The sequence below is a fragment of the Rhodococcus sp. ACPA1 genome, from assembly GCF_002300195.1.
Lineage (GTDB): Bacteria > Actinomycetota > Actinomycetes > Mycobacteriales > Mycobacteriaceae > Rhodococcus_F > Rhodococcus_F opacus.
Genome location: NZ_NSDX01000001.1, coordinates 129317 through 143359, shown reverse-complemented (window position 1 = coordinate 143359; position 14043 = coordinate 129317). Strand labels below are relative to the sequence as shown.

The window sequence follows — 14043 nt, the reverse complement described above, 5'->3', positions numbered from 1 at the left end:
TCCTCAGTGAACGGATTCCGTGCAGAAGGGATTTCATGCGTAACGTGCTGGCGCACCGCGCCGCTGTTGTAGGCGCCTCGGCAATGCTTCTTCTCTTTCCGTTTTCCACTGCCGCCCAGGCCGACCCTGTTACGCAGCCCGACACCACTCAGCTGAGCGCCGACAAGTTGCCGGCCGAACTCGTCGAGGCCATCACCCGCGACCTGAAGATCAGCCCGCAGGAGTACCTCGACCGCGCCGCGAAGGCACAGGAGCTGGGCAGTTACGCCGAGGACTTCCGGGAGCAGCATCCCGACGACTTCGCCGGGGCCTGGATCGGTCTCGACGGTCAGCCCGTCGTCGCGGTCACCACGGACGAGGCCGCCGATGCCGCAGCCAAGGCCGGGTACGACACCCGTATTGCGCCCGTGTCCGCGAACGGCCTGGAGAAGACCCTCTCCGACGTGAACGGCTGGATCGCGGGACTGCCGAAGGACGTGGCTTCCCAGGTCAACTCCGCGTCGATCGACGTCCTCGAGAACCGCGTCGTCATCGACGTCGTCAACAGCCCCATCGGCCAGGCGCTGAACCTGCCGACGCTGCTCGCCAACGTCAAGGTCATGCTGAGCCCCGGCGGCGGCGGTCCGGTGGAGCGAGGTCCCCTCGCCGGTGACACCTACATCACCACCGCGGGTGAGCTGCCGAAGACGCCGATCTCGGAGATCTCCGTCTGCTCGCTGGGTTTCAACGCCGTGGACGACAGCGGCCAGGCCGTGAACATCAGCGCCGGACACTGCAACCCCGCCGAGGGTCAGCCGTCGCCGGTGTTCCTCCCCAACCACCAGAACGTCGACGACAGCCAGCAGATCGGCGCGTTCTCGAAGTCGTCGGTGGGCAACCCGGCCGACAAGCTGGACTACTCGGTGATCAAGCTCAATGAGGCAGGCGTCAAGGCCGGTTTGGACCGTCCCGCGGTTCGCGGTGCGAACGGCACCACGCTGGAGATCACCGGCACCGCCCGGCCCGTCGTCGGCGCCCCGATCTGCAAGTCGGGTCAGACGTCGTCGTTCACGTGTGGCGTGGTGGCGGCCGATCACGTCGAGACGCAGCTGTTCGTCGCCGACGGTTCGAGCCGTGTGGTCAACGGTTTCGCCGGCACGGCCTGCACTCTCGCGGGTGACAGCGGCGGCGCCATCGTCACCGGAACCCTCGCGCTGGGTATCACCAGTGGTTCCAACGCCAGTGGCGCCCCCAACTGCACGGAGGCGAATCTGGTGCTGGCACCGGAGGGTGGCACCGCCAGCCTGGGTATCCCGGTCGCGGACATCGTGGACACGATCGGATCCGGGATGCGCGTGCGCACCATCTCCGACTAGTTCTCCACCGCTCCACCCTGTGCCCGGTGTCCGTTGCTCTCGGACACCGGGCACAGGTGTATTCCGGCGTGGTGTCCGCTTTGTCCTGCTGCGTCGTCCACCGAGAGTGTTACAGGTGGGAATAGACGGGGCGAACCCATATAGTCGACTCCGACTGTGTACGGCCTTACCTGTCGGGGGGTCGTATTCGTATGCGCCCGCGAGGCAACTGCGAACAAACAAACATCAGAAAGGCCCCCATGCGAAGCTCCATCGCACGTCGTGCCGCCGTGTTCGGCTCCGCCGCGCTGCTGCTCCTCGGCCCGGTCGCCGCCTCCGCTCAGGCCGATCCGGTCGAGCCCGGAGTGTCCGACCAGGCCGCCAAGCTTCCCGCGGAACTGATCGACGCTATCCAGCGTGATCTGTCGCTGAGCCCGGACCAGTACCTGGAGCACTCCGAGCTGGGCCAGAAGCTGGCCGAGTTCGCGAAGATCGCCCGCACCCAGTTCCCGGATGCGTTCGCCGGAACGTGGCTCGACAATGCCGGCACCCCGATCGTCGGGCTGGCCGACGGTGCGGACAAGGACGCCGCCGTCGCCGCGGCCGAGAAGGCCGGCTTCCAGGTGAAGGATGTGGCCCAGAGCGAGAGCAGCCTGCAGGCGCAGGTGAAGTCGCTCGACGGGTGGCTGGACACCCAGCCGCCTGCCGTCGCGGATCTCGTTCGCGGCGTGGCAATCGACATCGTGAACAACGATCTCGTGCTCCGTGCGGACAACGTGGGCGGGTTGCAGCTTCCGGACTTCCTGAAGGGCGCACGCGTCGTGCAGTCGCCTGCCACGGCCGCTCCGCTGCCGTCCACCGACCTCACCCCCATCGCCGAACCGCTCCCCGCCGACGCCCTGCTGGGCGGCGACGCGTACGGCTCGCTCGGCGGCGGAGTCGGACTGCGCTGCTCGCTCGGTTTCAACGGCACCGACAGCTCGGGCGGTCCGGTGAACATCACGGCAGGACACTGCGACCCCAACCGGGACGCTGCCGGCACCTCGGAGGCGTCGGAGGCGTTCTCCCTGGTCCCGGGTGGCACCGGTCCGCGGATCGGCACCTTCGCCAAGACCAGCCTGGACATCCACGACTACTCGATCATCCGGGCCGACGACAACGCCGCGCACCGGTTCGAGAACAACGGCGTCCGGGTTCCCGGCGCAGCGCCGGTCGCCATCACCGGTACGGCCGACCCGATTGTCGGCGCCCCGGTGTGCAAGTCGGGTCTGACCACCGGTTTCACCTGCGGTGTCGTCACGTCCGTCGCGCAGACCGTCTCGGTCGGTGAACGCACGCTGGCCGACAGCTTCTCGACGAGCATGTGCGCCCTGCAGGGCGACAGCGGCGGCACGATCGTGACCGGCACGCTGGCACTCGGAATTTCGAGCGCCTCCAACGTCGGGCAGTACCCGATCTGCCAGGTCGCGGACGTCGTCACGTTCGTTCTCGGCGAGAGCCCCGAGTTGTTCGCCACCCCGATCAACGAGGTGCTGGCCGAGAACCCGGGTCTGCGCGTGCGCACCTCGTAACGCACTCCACCTGCGACAGCGGCCCGCTTCCCTTTCGGGATGCGGGCCGCTGTCGTCGGTCGCGCATTCAGGCCGCGTAGGGCCGGACCGCCCGGGCATCCCGCAGGGTGGTGCCCCACCATTCGATCTGGTCGAGCATGTTCTTGACCGCACTCGACCTGACTGCCGGGTCGAGCGGCTCCCCGTGCTCGTCGAACACCGCCCACGCACCGTGAAAGCTGACACTGTCGCGGACCGTGAACGCGTGGAGTTCCGCGAACACCAACCGCAGCTGTTCGACCGCACGGAGTCCGACGCCCATCCCGCCGTACGACACGAAGCCGACGGGCTTGGACCACTTCGACGGCAAGGTACAGCTGTTCTTCGCCGTGATCGAGGACAGCGCGACGCGGGTGGCCGACAGTCAGACGGACATGATCGACCGGCACCTCGGCGAGGTGAACGACCTCGAGTCGGACCTCGTCGCACTCGGTCGTGAGTGGGTCACGATCCCGACCCGGGACTTCGCGGACCACTTCGCCATGGTGCGGCAGATCAACGCGGAGGCGGCCCACTTCCCGCAGGCCGCGCTCGACGCCTGGCAGGAGGCCGGACCGCGCCGCGTCCAGCACGCACTGGCGGACGCGTTCGCGCGACTGGACGCCTCCGGCCTTCTCCGTGTCGGCGATCCACGCAGGGCCGCACACCATTTCGCACTGTTGGTGGGGGCGGAGATCTCCGAACGCACGTTCCACGGCGCCATTCCCCTCGGCGCCGACGAGGTGTCGGCCATCTCACCGACGGGGTCGCGGCCTTCCTCGACGGCTACCGTGGGCGCGGGAACTGATCAGGCGGTGGGCTCGGGCGCGGGCGGGACGAACGGCGTGTTGATGGTGACGAGGTACTGGATTCCGAGGATCACCAGTGCGGCGCCGCCCACGAAGATGGTTCCGGCCAGCCCGCCGGCGGCGAATCCCGCCAGCAGCCCGCCGAGGCACCCGACCGGCGTGCCGATCACGGTCACGGCGAACAGGCCGCACCCGACCGCGAGACCCACGGCGCCGAAGATCACACCGAAGATCAGGCCGCCGATCAGAGTCGCGTAACCGAGGTAGCTGTTGAAGTCGGCGAGCGCCGAGTCGTCACGTTCTTCCTGAGTGTCGAATCCGTCCTGCGCAACCGATTTCAGGGACGACGCGACGTCGGCGGGAACCTGCGGGGTGAGCGTCACCGTCGGCCCGTCGAGGTCGGCGTCGATCGGATAGACGGCGTCGCCGACCCGAATCGTGAGCGGCAGTGCGGCCACCACCTTGCCGCTGTCGTCCACCACCTCGATCGCTTCCCTGGTGCCGGTGATCCGGAAGGCGCCCGCGTCGATCGACGTGACGACGGACTCCCCCTCGGCGTGCGCCTCGTAGCCGATGTCGGACGAATCCTGCTGCGTCAGTGGAGCTGTGTGTGCGGTCCCGGCGGAGATCCCGAGGGCCGCGACGACGAGGAACGCTGCTCCGGTGACGGCCCGCAGGTTCCGCGCGAACCGGCCGCTCATGCCGTGGGTTCCGGTGCGACGAACGGGCTGTTGATGGTGTTGAAGTACTGAATGCCCAGAACGACCAAGGCGCCGCCGCCGACGACAATGGTGCCGGCGAGCGCGACGACGGGCGCGACGATCAGCGCACCTCCGATGCACCCAGCCACCGGCCCCGCGAGGCCCAGGAACGGAATCACCAGCGCAGCCGTTCCGGGGATGACGCCGATCGCGCAGCCGATCGCCCCGCCGATGATGGCAGCGACGATCGCGGTGATCGCGCTCGTGATCCCGAGTTGCTGCTGGAAGTCGTCGAGTGCGCGGTCGTCGCGTTCCTGTTTGTCCTGCGGTGCGGCGACGCCGTCGAGGGTGAGGCGTTCCGACACGGGGACGGGGGTCGCGGCCGACGGATCCATGTTCGGGACGAGTCGCAGGACGCGAGCGGACTCGTCGACCGCCACGGCGAAGGGATGCTGCAGGTCGTCGACCCGGAAGAACGTGGGAATGGAGGCGACGACGCGGCCGCCGTCGTCGACCACGTCGACGGTGTCGTTCGCGGCGTTGATCGAGAAGGCGCCGGCGTCGAGGGTGGCCACAGCGGCGTCACCGTCGCGAGCGGTCTGGTAGTTGATGTTCGGGATGCCCTGTTCCGCACCCGGCTGGGGTGCGGCGGCCGGATCCGCGTATGACGTGGCCGCTCCGACGCCCATCGCCGCGACGACGAGCATGGAGGTGGCAGTAAACCGTCGGAGGTTCATCGAGATCCGTTTCGAGAGCAGCGCTGTGACGGACGAAGGTTAGCCTAAGCATGGGCTAACCAGGCAGGTCGCCTCCGCGGGTGTGACGAGGTTCACTTCCGCGAGGCCGCACAACGACGAACCGCCCGCCTCCGAAGGGAGGCGGGCGGCGTCTGAGGTACTGCCGGGTGCAGCTACTTCACCCACTTCGTGGTGCCGGGCGGTGCGTTCAGCGTGTTGATCAGGTCGATACCGGCGATGGCAAGCGTGGGGCCGCCCACCACGATCGTGCCGAGAAGGGCACCGATTCCCGCGCCCGTCACGCCGAACGGCAGGCATCCGAAGACCGCGACCGGCGTCCCGACCACGCAGCCGACGGCGAATCCCAGGATTCCGCCCACGATGGTGCCGCCGAGACTGCCGACCGTCATCGCGATGCCGAGCTGCTGCTGGAACGCCGACTGGGCCCTGGTGTTCTCGTCGATCGACGCCACGTCGTGCAGCGCGATGGGCGTGATCCGATCCTCGGGCGAGATCGGCGTCGCCTCGGCCTTGTCGACGCTCGGCGTCAGGCGCAGGGTCTTTCCGTCTTCGGTGATCTCTTCCTCGAACGGGAACTGCAATCCGTCGAACCGGTACGCAAGCGGGAGGGAAACGACAGTTGCCCCACCCGCATCCTTGATCGCGACGGACTTCCCGTCCGATGCGAGCGCGAAGGCGCCGGCGTCGATCGTGGTCACGACCGTGCGGTCCTCGATGTGGGACTCGTATCCGATTTCGGTGCCGGGCTCGGCGACGGGTTCCGCGACCGCCACCCCGGACCCGGTCGCGAGCACACCCACCAAAAGTGCCGAAGTCGTAACGAAACGACGCAACTTCATTCCATCCCCTTAAGATTTCAACCCCATCCGTTGCTAAACAGTAACTTGCGGCTGTGACAGATCCCAATTGAGTCTCGCCTCGAGAAAAGGCGCTCGCGAAATAGTCTGCGAAGGGTTATGAAAAATTGCGCTCAGAACGGCAGCGGGATCGAATTCCAAGAATGGCACCAGCCAGGGATGTAGTTATTCCTACACAAAGCGGGGAACCGGTCGGTTTCTTCCCGGCGGCCCCCACGCACGACTCGGCCCCGCCGTGCGGGACACGACAGGGCCGGGCGCCGAGGCGAGGCGCTCTCTACTCGTCTCTGTCCGCGTAGATCGACGTCCCCGGAGCGGCGTTGTACGTCTCCCACAACTGGTACGCACTGACACCGAGAGTGGGACCACCGGCGACGATGGTTCCGACGACCCCGCCGATCCCGGCCCCAGTCACCAGTCCGGCGACGCAGCCAGCGGGAAGTGTTGCGATACAGCCGATTCCGGCCCCCGCAATCGTTCCGACCAGGCTTCCGACCGTGACGGCGATGCCGACCTGCGCACCGAACTGGCCGAACGCCCTGTCATTCTCCTCGCGGGACGCGACGTCGTGGAACGGCAGCGAAGGAACCGCGGGCGCCGCCGTTGCCGGAACAGGCGCCGCAGGAGCGGGTGCTGCCACTGGCCCCGCATGCGACACTCCGGCAGCAAGACCCATGGCGGCCACCGCCATGCCTGCCGTCACTGCAGCTTTTCTCACGATCATTGATGCCTCATTTCAGGAGCGTCCCGACGAAGTACTGGTGTGATCGAAGTGCACTGCACGGCCCCCCCGTGCGGCCGCTGGCCAGGGCCGGAAAACACGCTCAGAGTAACAGCGGAATCACGGCCGAAATGTTCATTGACGAAAAATTCATCGCGCCCGCAAGTTACCGATCGGTAGCAAATCGAACGGGTGTAATTCGCGCGAATTACACGAGATGAATTACGTCACTCGGCGTGGTTATCGACAGGACGGACGTGCGTGCGCGGAATATTTGCCCATCGTTATCCGGCCGCAATGCAACCGCGTCGAATTCGTGACGAAAACGACCCCTGAAGCCCTCTCACGAAGCCGCTCGGACGGCCTCCGGCGGCCTTCGGCCGAAGTTAGGGCAACCTTGGGTGAGCGCCGCAATTTCGACCCTTTAACGTGACGAACAGAAAGTCCGATTGTGGCATGCACCACATGCCCTATCGGCGCCCGAGCTGCAGAGATCCCGCCGAACACCGGTAAGTTACCCGCAGGTAGACTAAATAAGTTACTAGCGGGTAACTTAGCAAGCGTTAGGATCACGAGCAGTCCCGAGGTGGCCGCCCTGCCGCCCTGAAACGAAAGGCCGCGACATGAATGCCCTGACGATCACGTTGGGCACCATCGGCGTGCTGCTGAGCCTCGTATGTTGGTTCTCCTTCATCACTGGCGCATTGAAGATGGTCAACGTCGTCCGGATCGGCCAGTCGGCCCCGGACCGATGGCGCCCCTTCTTCCCGCGCTTCAAGCAGATGTGCGTCGAGTTCATCGCGCACACCCGCATGAGCAAGTTCCGCACCGTCGGCTGGGCTCACTGGCTGGTCATGGTCGGCTTCATGCTCGGAGCCATCGTGTGGTTCGAGGCGTACGGGCAGACGTTCGACCCGGCGTTCCACTGGCCGCTGGTCGGCAACACCGCCGTCTACCACTTCATCGACGAGATCCTGGGTCTCGGCACGGTCATCGGTATCACCACACTGATCGTGATCCGCCAGCTCAACCACCCCCGCGTGCCCGCCCGGCTGTCCCGTTTCAGTGGTTCCGACTTCAAGGCCGCGTACTTCGTCGAGGCCGTCGTCCTCATCGAGGGCCTGGGCATGATCTTCGTGAAGGCCGGCAAGATCGCCACCTACGGCCACGCCAACCCGTGGACCGACTTCTTCACGATGAACCTTGCGAAACTGCTGCCCGCGAGCCCGAACATGGTCGCGTTCTTCGCCTTCGTCAAGCTGATGTCGGGCATGATCTGGCTCTACGTCGTCGGCCGCAACATCACCTGGGGTGTCGCCTGGCACCGCTTCGCGGCGTTCGCGAACATCTACTTCAAGCGTGAGGACGACGGCGACGTCGCCCTCGGTGCGGCCAAGCCCATGATGTCGGGTGGCAAGCCCATCAACATGGAGGACGCCGATCCGGATACCGACACGTTCGGCGCCGGCAACATCGAGGACTTCTCCTGGAAGGGCTGGCTGGACTTCACCACCTGCACCGAGTGCGGTCGCTGCCAGTCGCAGTGCCCCGCGTGGAACACCGGCAAGCCGCTGTCGCCGAAGCTGCTGATCACGTCGCTGCGCGACCACGGATATGCGAAGGCCCCGTACCTGCTGGCCGGTGGCCGCAAGGACATGGGCGGCGACGAGGTAGGCCTGGTGAACGGTGACGGCGCCGTGGACGAGGCCAAGCTGGCCGCGATCCCCGAGGCTGCACGCCAGGAGGCCGAGCGCAAGCTGGTCGGCGACACCGTCGAAGGCGAGCTGGCTCCGGTCATCGACGCCGAGACGCTGTGGAGCTGCACCAACTGTGGCGCGTGTGTCGAGCAGTGCCCCGTCGACATCGAGCACGTCGACCACATCATCGACATGCGCCGCTACCAGGTGCTGATCGAGTCGGAGTTCCCCTCCGAGCTGGCCGGCCTGTTCAAGAACCTCGAGAACAAGGGCAACCCCTGGGGTCAGAACTCCAAGGACCGTCTCAACTGGATCAATGAGATGGACTTCGAGATCCCGGTGTTCGGCCAGGATGCAGACAGCTTCGAGGACTACGAGTACCTCTTCTGGGTCGGCTGCGCCGGCGCCTACGAGGACCGTGCCAAGAAGACCACCAAGGCCGTCGCCGAGCTGCTCGCCACCGCCGGCGTGAAGTTCATGGTGCTCGGCGCCGACGAGACGTGTACCGGTGACTCCGCTCGCCGCGCGGGTAACGAATTCCTGTTCCAGCAGCTCGCCATGCAGAATATCGAGTTGCTGAACTCGGTCTTCGACGGCGTCGAGCAGCGCAAGCGCAAGATCGTCGTCACCTGCGCGCACTGCTTCAACGCGCTCGGCAACGAGTACCCGGAGGTCGGCGGCGAGTACGAGGTGGTTCACCACACTCAGCTGCTCAACCGCCTGGTCCGCCAGAAGAAGCTGATTCCGGTCGCGTCCGTCGGTGAGGACGTCACCTACCACGACCCCTGCTTCCTCGGCCGCCACAACAAGGTCTACGACGCACCCCGCGAGTTGATGGAAGCCTCCGGCGCGAAGCTGAAGGAAATGCCCCGTCACGGCGAACGGTCCATGTGCTGTGGTGCCGGTGGTGCCCGCATGTGGATGGAAGAGAACATCGGCAAGCGCATCAACATCGACCGGGTCGACGAGGCGCTCAGCACGGATCCGAAGAAGATCGCGACCGGCTGCCCGTTCTGCCGCGTCATGCTCACCGACGGTGTCACGGCTCGCCAGGAGTCCGGTCAGGGCGAGGGTGTCGAGGTCGTCGACGTCGCCCAGCTGATGCTCTCGTCCATCACGCGGCTCGAGCCCGAGAAGCTGAGCGAGAACATCAAGGTCATCCCCCGCGAGAAGCCGGCCGAGCCGGCCGCACCCGCAGCAGCCGAGGCCAAGGCCGAGGTGGTGGAGAAGGAGCGCGTCGAGGAGGTCGAGGAGGCCGCCGCAACGCCGGCCGCCACGGAAGCTCCCGCAGGCAAGGGCCTGGCGATGAAGGGCCTGGCCAAGGCACCCGGGGCGAAGGCTCCCGGCGCCAAGGCACCCGGCAAGGGGCTCGGCATGGCAGGCGGTGCGAAGGCACCCGGCGCCAAGAAGGCTGCTCCCGCTCCGGCCGAGGCTGCCGGTACGGAGGCGCCTGCAGCGGAGGCACCCAAGCCCAAGGGCCTCGGACTCGCCGGCGGCGCGAAGGCACCGGGCGGCAAGGGTCTGCAGATGAAGGGTGCCGCCAAGGCTCCCGGCGCGAAGGCCGCCGCTCCGGCTGCCGATGCACCGGCGACCGAGGCTCCCGCAGCGGAAACCCCTGCTCAGGACGCCCCCGCGGCGAAGCCGAAGGGACTCGGACTCGCGTCCGGCGCCAAGGCACCGGGCAAGGGTCTGCAGATGAAGGGCAAGGCGAAGGCTCCCGGCGCGAAGGCCGCTCCCGCGGACGCTCCCGCCGAGCCGGCAGTCGCCGAACCCCAGGCTGCCGAACCGCAGGTTGCCGACACGTCCTCCGCTTCCGAGGCCCCCGCTGCCGAGGCGCCGAAGGCTCCCCCGGTGGCGAAGGCCGGTGGGCTCGGTTTCAAGAGCGGCGCCAAGGCTCCCGGAGCCCGCAAGGCCGCGGCCCCCAAGGCCGCAGCTCCGAAGGCCGAAGCGCCCGCGGCCGAGGCTCCCGCAGCTGAAGCACCGAAGGCCGAGGCAACCGAGACCGCGGCTCCGAAGGTCGAGGAGTCGAACGGCGACGGATCCAACGGCAAGGCACCGGAAACGGTGAAGGCTCCGCCGCCGGCCAAGCCTGGCGGACTCGGTTTCAAGGCAGGCGCGAAGGCACCTGGCCGGAAGAGCTAGCCGACAGCAGTGAACAGCAGCGCCCCCACCGATCACGGTGGGGGCGCTGCTGTTTTCCGTGACGGCCCGCGCTGCGCACGGCGTAACCTCCGACATGATGACTTCGGGCGCCGATCTCACTTTTCGCCGCGCCGCCATGTACACGGTGGCGGTCATGGGCGGTGCAGTGGTCGTTGCGCTCCTCTCGGTCGCGTGGATGTCGATCGGGTCCGGTGACTGCGCCGAGTCGATGATGGAGTGTGCCGGCGGAGAAAAGTACGTCCTTGTCTTCGGCCCACCCGCGTTGCTGCTCGTGGGCGGGGTCGGAGCTTTCGTGCAGACCTACCGGGTGTGGCGGGCCGGTGGCCGGTGGCAGGTCTGGCAGGGAGCGGGCTGGATGTTGTTCGTGTTCATGCTCATCTACGCCTCACTGTCGGCTGGCGCTCTCACCGAGGTCTGACCTACCGTGGTCCGGCGCCGCCGCGGCCCGGCGTTCCGCCGCCCATCGGCTGGGCGGGTGCCGGGTTCTGCACGGTGTACTCCTGCACGGTGCCGTCCTGTGAAGTGTCGTCCTGCGCAGTCTCGTCGGCGGACGAGGTTGTGGTGGTCGTTGCCGAGGGCGTGTCGTCCCGGCCGACCAGTTGGGTTGCCGCCGCTCCCGCGCCGAGGAGGACGAGCGCGGCGGCGCTTGCCGCAACCATCCATCCCCGGATACCGGACTTCTGTGTCTTCCTCACCGGCACACTGGTCGGCGCGACGCGTCGGGTCGGCGCCTCGGCCGATGCGGACGGGGGCAGCACGCGCGACCACGCTGCCGCCACGATCGGTCGTGGCGCCGCCGGTGGTTTCACCCACGGTCCCGGTGCCGACATCACCCGGGAACCCGATTGTCCGAGCGATGCCCGTTCGGCGATGACCGCCGCGCCGCGGGCGGACGCCGTCGCCGGCTCGGATGAGACGACGAGTGGGACGTTCACGGCCGTCGAGAGCAGCTCCGTCACGAGCGGGACCGCCGCTCCGCCGCCGAGGAGGACGACGGCGTCGACTGGGGTGCCGGTCTCGTCGAGGCGTTCGAGTTCACGTGCCACCGTGTTCGCGGCCCGGGTGAGTGATCCGCGGATGACATCCTCGAATTCGGAACGCATGACGCGTATCTGACGTCGGATATCGGGAAGCGCGACGGTCACCACGGCAGAGGTGTCCTGCGACAACCGCTCTTTTGCACTCCGGCAGCGGGCGGCGAGTTCGGTCAGCGCGCCGCGGTGGGCAGGATCGTCGACGTCGAAGTCCGGGTTCGCGTTCTGGACGAGCGCGACCACATGTCCCATCAGCAGCCGGTCTGCGTGGTCTCCGCTGAAGTCGGTGCTCCGCGTCGATCGGACCACACCGAAATCAGCGCCGCGCCTCGTGGCCAGGGTCAGGTCGAGGGAATGGGCTCCGACGTCGCACAGCAGCAGTGTCGAGAATTCGTCGAGTTTCTCGACCCGGGAGATCCATGTCAGTGCCGCACTGGTTTCGGGGATCACCGTGAGGGTGCGATTCCGCAAGAGGCCCCATCGTCGGATCTCGTCCTCGAGTTCCTCGACGGCGTATCCCGACCAGGCTGCGGGAGCCGCGACCACCACATGGCCGGGCACCGGGGTGCGGCCACGAATGAGGCAGTCGAGCGCGGTGGTCACCAGCTGCACGGCCGGGGTCCGGGTCCCGTCGTCGCCGATCACCGGAACGGGATCGCCGACCCTGTCGATGAAGTCACGAAACACGATGCTGCCCTGCGGAAGCGGTCCGCTGCGGTGCGGGCCGAGGGTGGGTGCGCTGCTCGACGACAGCGCGAGTTCGGCCGAGTGCCGCACCACCGTGAATCCGTCGTCCGCCTGGTGCGTCGGCCATTCACCGTGCATCTGTGCGGACACGAACGAGTCGGAACCCATACTGATCCCCATCGATGTCCGCATGTCGTGATCTCCGTTCCGTGGTGACAGCAGGTGCCTTTCCCGCCGATCGAAACGCTAGACCGCCTTCCTGTGCCGACCGCTGTGTGCTTCCTGCGATGTTCCTGTGTACGTGGCTTCGCGCGCCCCTAGGGAAGGTGCAGCGTCCTCCCATGGTCTTCCCAGGAACGGCCCATAACGTCGTCGGCAGTCGCCTCGAAGGGGCAAACCCGAGATGAAGGAGCACTCATGACGAGAAGCGAAATCCACCCATCGGCCGTCCTCGATCACGACGTCCCCGGCCCGCACACCACAATCGACGTGCAGGCACCGCAGCCCGACCTGGGCGGCGCACCCCACGCGGCGGACCTTCTGCGCAACGGACTCGACGGGCTCCTGCGCGACCTCCACCCTGCGAGCCCCACCGGCGGAGAATCTTCTCAGCATGGTGCGCCGCAGCAGAATTCGCAGCCGGCCGACGAGTCCCGCCACGATTCACCCCGCGACAACAGCGATCGCGGGTCCGAGAACGCCGGCCACGACACCGCCGACCAAACCCACCTCAACAGCACCGCCGCCTCTGACCACGACGGACGCATCGACGCCCACAATGCTGGGGCCGCGGGAGCGGGCCACGAGACCGCACAGGCCGGCCCGTCGACTTCATTCGGAAACAGCGGCCGCGGCGAGTCGCCGATGAACCAGGCCGGCGCTTCCGCAACCCAGCCCGCGTTCACTCAGAGCAGCCCGGTCGCGACGCAGCCGATCACGACGACCCCGGTGTCGACACACTCCGATGAGAGGGTGACGTCGCAGCCCCTCGACACGACGATTCGGCAGACCAACGCGGAACCGACTTCCGTGTCGGCGACGTCCGCGCAGAATCAGAATCAGGTTGCGGATCAGCAGAATACGCGGAATTCGGATGCCACATCGATCTCTGCCGACGAGGGCACGCGAGAAGCGGCGACTGCGTCCGACTCCGCCACGCAGAACGCGACGGCGCCCACCGCGGATCTCGGCCGATCCGAGACGACGACAGCATCGTCCACCGCGACCCACACACCGGAGGCGACCACCACGGCGGCAACGGCGCCGGCCGCGGACCACGGCCAGTCCCAGGAGACCACCCCGTCCACGGCCGTCACCAGCACCGCGGCGACCAGCGATCTTTCGTCGGCGGATCACACGACCTCGAACACGGGTCTCGGCAACGACACCACGACAACGGACACCACCACGACCGACCTCACGAGTACGACCGACGCCGCGCCGACCTTCGACACGGCGACCTCGTACGACTCCGCCACCGCGTACGACTCGAGCACCGCGCTCGACACCGGCACGTCACTCGACGCGACGAGCGCGACGAGCCACTCGTCGGGGTTGACGGCCGATTCCGGTACCACTGTCGACACCCACGATCAGAGCCTGACTGCGACGACCGTCGACCAGCACGTGTTCTGACCTCGACGTGGCGGGCCCGCCCGACTCCCCTGCACGCGGGCCCGCCACTTCCCTCTCC

At 67.3% G+C, this 14043-nt stretch carries 10 protein-coding genes and 2 pseudogenes; 6 read left to right on the top strand and 6 right to left on the bottom strand.

Features of this window, described 5'->3' with window-relative positions:
* Window positions 1–35 precede the first annotated feature (35 nt).
* Together CJ177_RS00525 and CJ177_RS00520 are read left to right on the top strand one after the other, a co-directional pair.
* The gene (locus CJ177_RS00525; RefSeq protein ID WP_005238294.1) at window positions 36–1355 is read left to right on the top strand and encodes a S1 family peptidase; all 1320 of its coding nucleotides are present in this window, start codon (window positions 36–38) and stop codon (window positions 1353–1355) included.
* A 239-nt stretch (window positions 1356–1594) separates the two neighbouring features.
* Window positions 1595–2905, top strand: a complete 1311-nt coding sequence (locus CJ177_RS00520; RefSeq protein WP_025432061.1) for a S1 family peptidase — start codon at window positions 1595–1597, stop codon at window positions 2903–2905.
* A gap of 67 nt (window positions 2906–2972) precedes the next feature.
* Here the strand turns inward: CJ177_RS00520 and CJ177_RS00515 are convergent.
* A pseudogene (locus CJ177_RS00515) lies at window positions 2973–3248 on the bottom strand (NADPH-dependent FMN reductase); the annotation flags it as partial.
* Window positions 3249–3318: 70 nt separating this feature from the next.
* Between CJ177_RS00515 and CJ177_RS49300 the strand changes: the two are divergent.
* Window positions 3319–3630 (top strand): annotated as a pseudogene (locus CJ177_RS49300) (TetR/AcrR family transcriptional regulator C-terminal domain-containing protein); the annotation flags it as partial.
* Between the two features lie 101 nt (window positions 3631–3731).
* On the opposite strand, the gene CJ177_RS48055 reads toward CJ177_RS49300, so the two are convergent.
* From CJ177_RS48055 to CJ177_RS00495, 4 genes are all read right to left on the bottom strand, one after another.
* Complete coding sequence (locus CJ177_RS48055) at window positions 3732–4433, bottom strand: hypothetical protein (RefSeq protein WP_095867070.1); 702 nt, start codon at window positions 4431–4433, stop codon at window positions 3732–3734.
* On the bottom strand, window positions 4430–5170 hold the full coding sequence (locus CJ177_RS00505; RefSeq protein WP_061045340.1) for a hypothetical protein: 741 nt from the start codon (window positions 5168–5170) through the stop codon (window positions 4430–4432). Before CJ177_RS00505 ends, CJ177_RS48055 begins: the two co-directional genes overlap by 4 nt.
* A 173-nt stretch (window positions 5171–5343) precedes the next feature.
* On the bottom strand, window positions 5344–6030 hold the full coding sequence (locus tag CJ177_RS00500; RefSeq protein ID WP_005238282.1) for a hypothetical protein: 687 nt from the start codon (window positions 6028–6030) through the stop codon (window positions 5344–5346).
* Between the two features lie 295 nt (window positions 6031–6325).
* Window positions 6326–6772 carry a hypothetical protein gene (locus CJ177_RS00495; RefSeq protein ID WP_043794138.1) on the bottom strand — a complete coding sequence of 149 codons (447 nt, stop codon included), beginning with the start codon at window positions 6770–6772 and terminating at the stop codon, window positions 6326–6328.
* Window positions 6773–7392: 620 nt separating this feature from the next.
* Between CJ177_RS00495 and CJ177_RS00490 the strand changes: the two genes are divergently transcribed.
* Complete coding sequence (locus tag CJ177_RS00490) at window positions 7393–10608, top strand: (Fe-S)-binding protein (protein WP_095867069.1); 3216 nt, start codon at window positions 7393–7395, stop codon at window positions 10606–10608.
* A gap of 94 nt (window positions 10609–10702) precedes the next feature.
* Window positions 10703–11047: a hypothetical protein gene (locus CJ177_RS00485; protein WP_257014321.1), complete on the top strand. Its 345-nt coding sequence runs from the start codon at window positions 10703–10705 to the stop codon at window positions 11045–11047.
* Window position 11048: 1 nt separating this feature from the next.
* Here CJ177_RS00485 and CJ177_RS00480 read toward each other — a convergent pair whose 3' ends face one another.
* A complete protein-coding gene (locus CJ177_RS00480) occupies window positions 11049–12518 on the bottom strand; it encodes an Hsp70 family protein (protein ID WP_095867067.1) in 1470 nt (489 codons plus the stop codon).
* A gap of 249 nt (window positions 12519–12767) precedes the next feature.
* Between CJ177_RS00480 and CJ177_RS00475 the strand changes: the two genes are divergently transcribed.
* Entirely contained in the window at window positions 12768–13985 is a 1218-nt protein-coding gene (locus CJ177_RS00475) for a hypothetical protein (RefSeq protein ID WP_095867066.1), read from the top strand.
* Window positions 13986–14043 lie beyond the last annotated feature (58 nt).

Coding starts and splice junctions, on each gene's coding strand:
- CJ177_RS00505 (WP_061045340.1), bottom strand. CDS start 5,170: ATGAACCTCCGACGGTTTACTGCCACCTCCATGCTCGTCGTCGCGGCG.
- CJ177_RS00490 (WP_095867069.1), top strand. CDS start 7,393: ATGAATGCCCTGACGATCACGTTGGGCACCATCGGCGTGCTGCTGAGC.
- CJ177_RS00475 (WP_095867066.1), top strand. CDS start 12,768: ATGACGAGAAGCGAAATCCACCCATCGGCCGTCCTCGATCACGACGTC.
- CJ177_RS48055 (WP_095867070.1), bottom strand. CDS start 4,433: ATGAGCGGCCGGTTCGCGCGGAACCTGCGGGCCGTCACCGGAGCAGCG.
- CJ177_RS00485 (WP_257014321.1), top strand. CDS start 10,703: ATGATGACTTCGGGCGCCGATCTCACTTTTCGCCGCGCCGCCATGTAC.
- CJ177_RS00520 (WP_025432061.1), top strand. CDS start 1,595: ATGCGAAGCTCCATCGCACGTCGTGCCGCCGTGTTCGGCTCCGCCGCG.
- CJ177_RS00500 (WP_005238282.1), bottom strand. CDS start 6,030: ATGAAGTTGCGTCGTTTCGTTACGACTTCGGCACTTTTGGTGGGTGTG.
- CJ177_RS00525 (WP_005238294.1), top strand. CDS start 36: ATGCGTAACGTGCTGGCGCACCGCGCCGCTGTTGTAGGCGCCTCGGCA.
- CJ177_RS00480 (WP_095867067.1), bottom strand. CDS start 12,518: ATGGGTTCCGACTCGTTCGTGTCCGCACAGATGCACGGTGAATGGCCG.
- CJ177_RS00495 (WP_043794138.1), bottom strand. CDS start 6,772: ATGATCGTGAGAAAAGCTGCAGTGACGGCAGGCATGGCGGTGGCCGCC.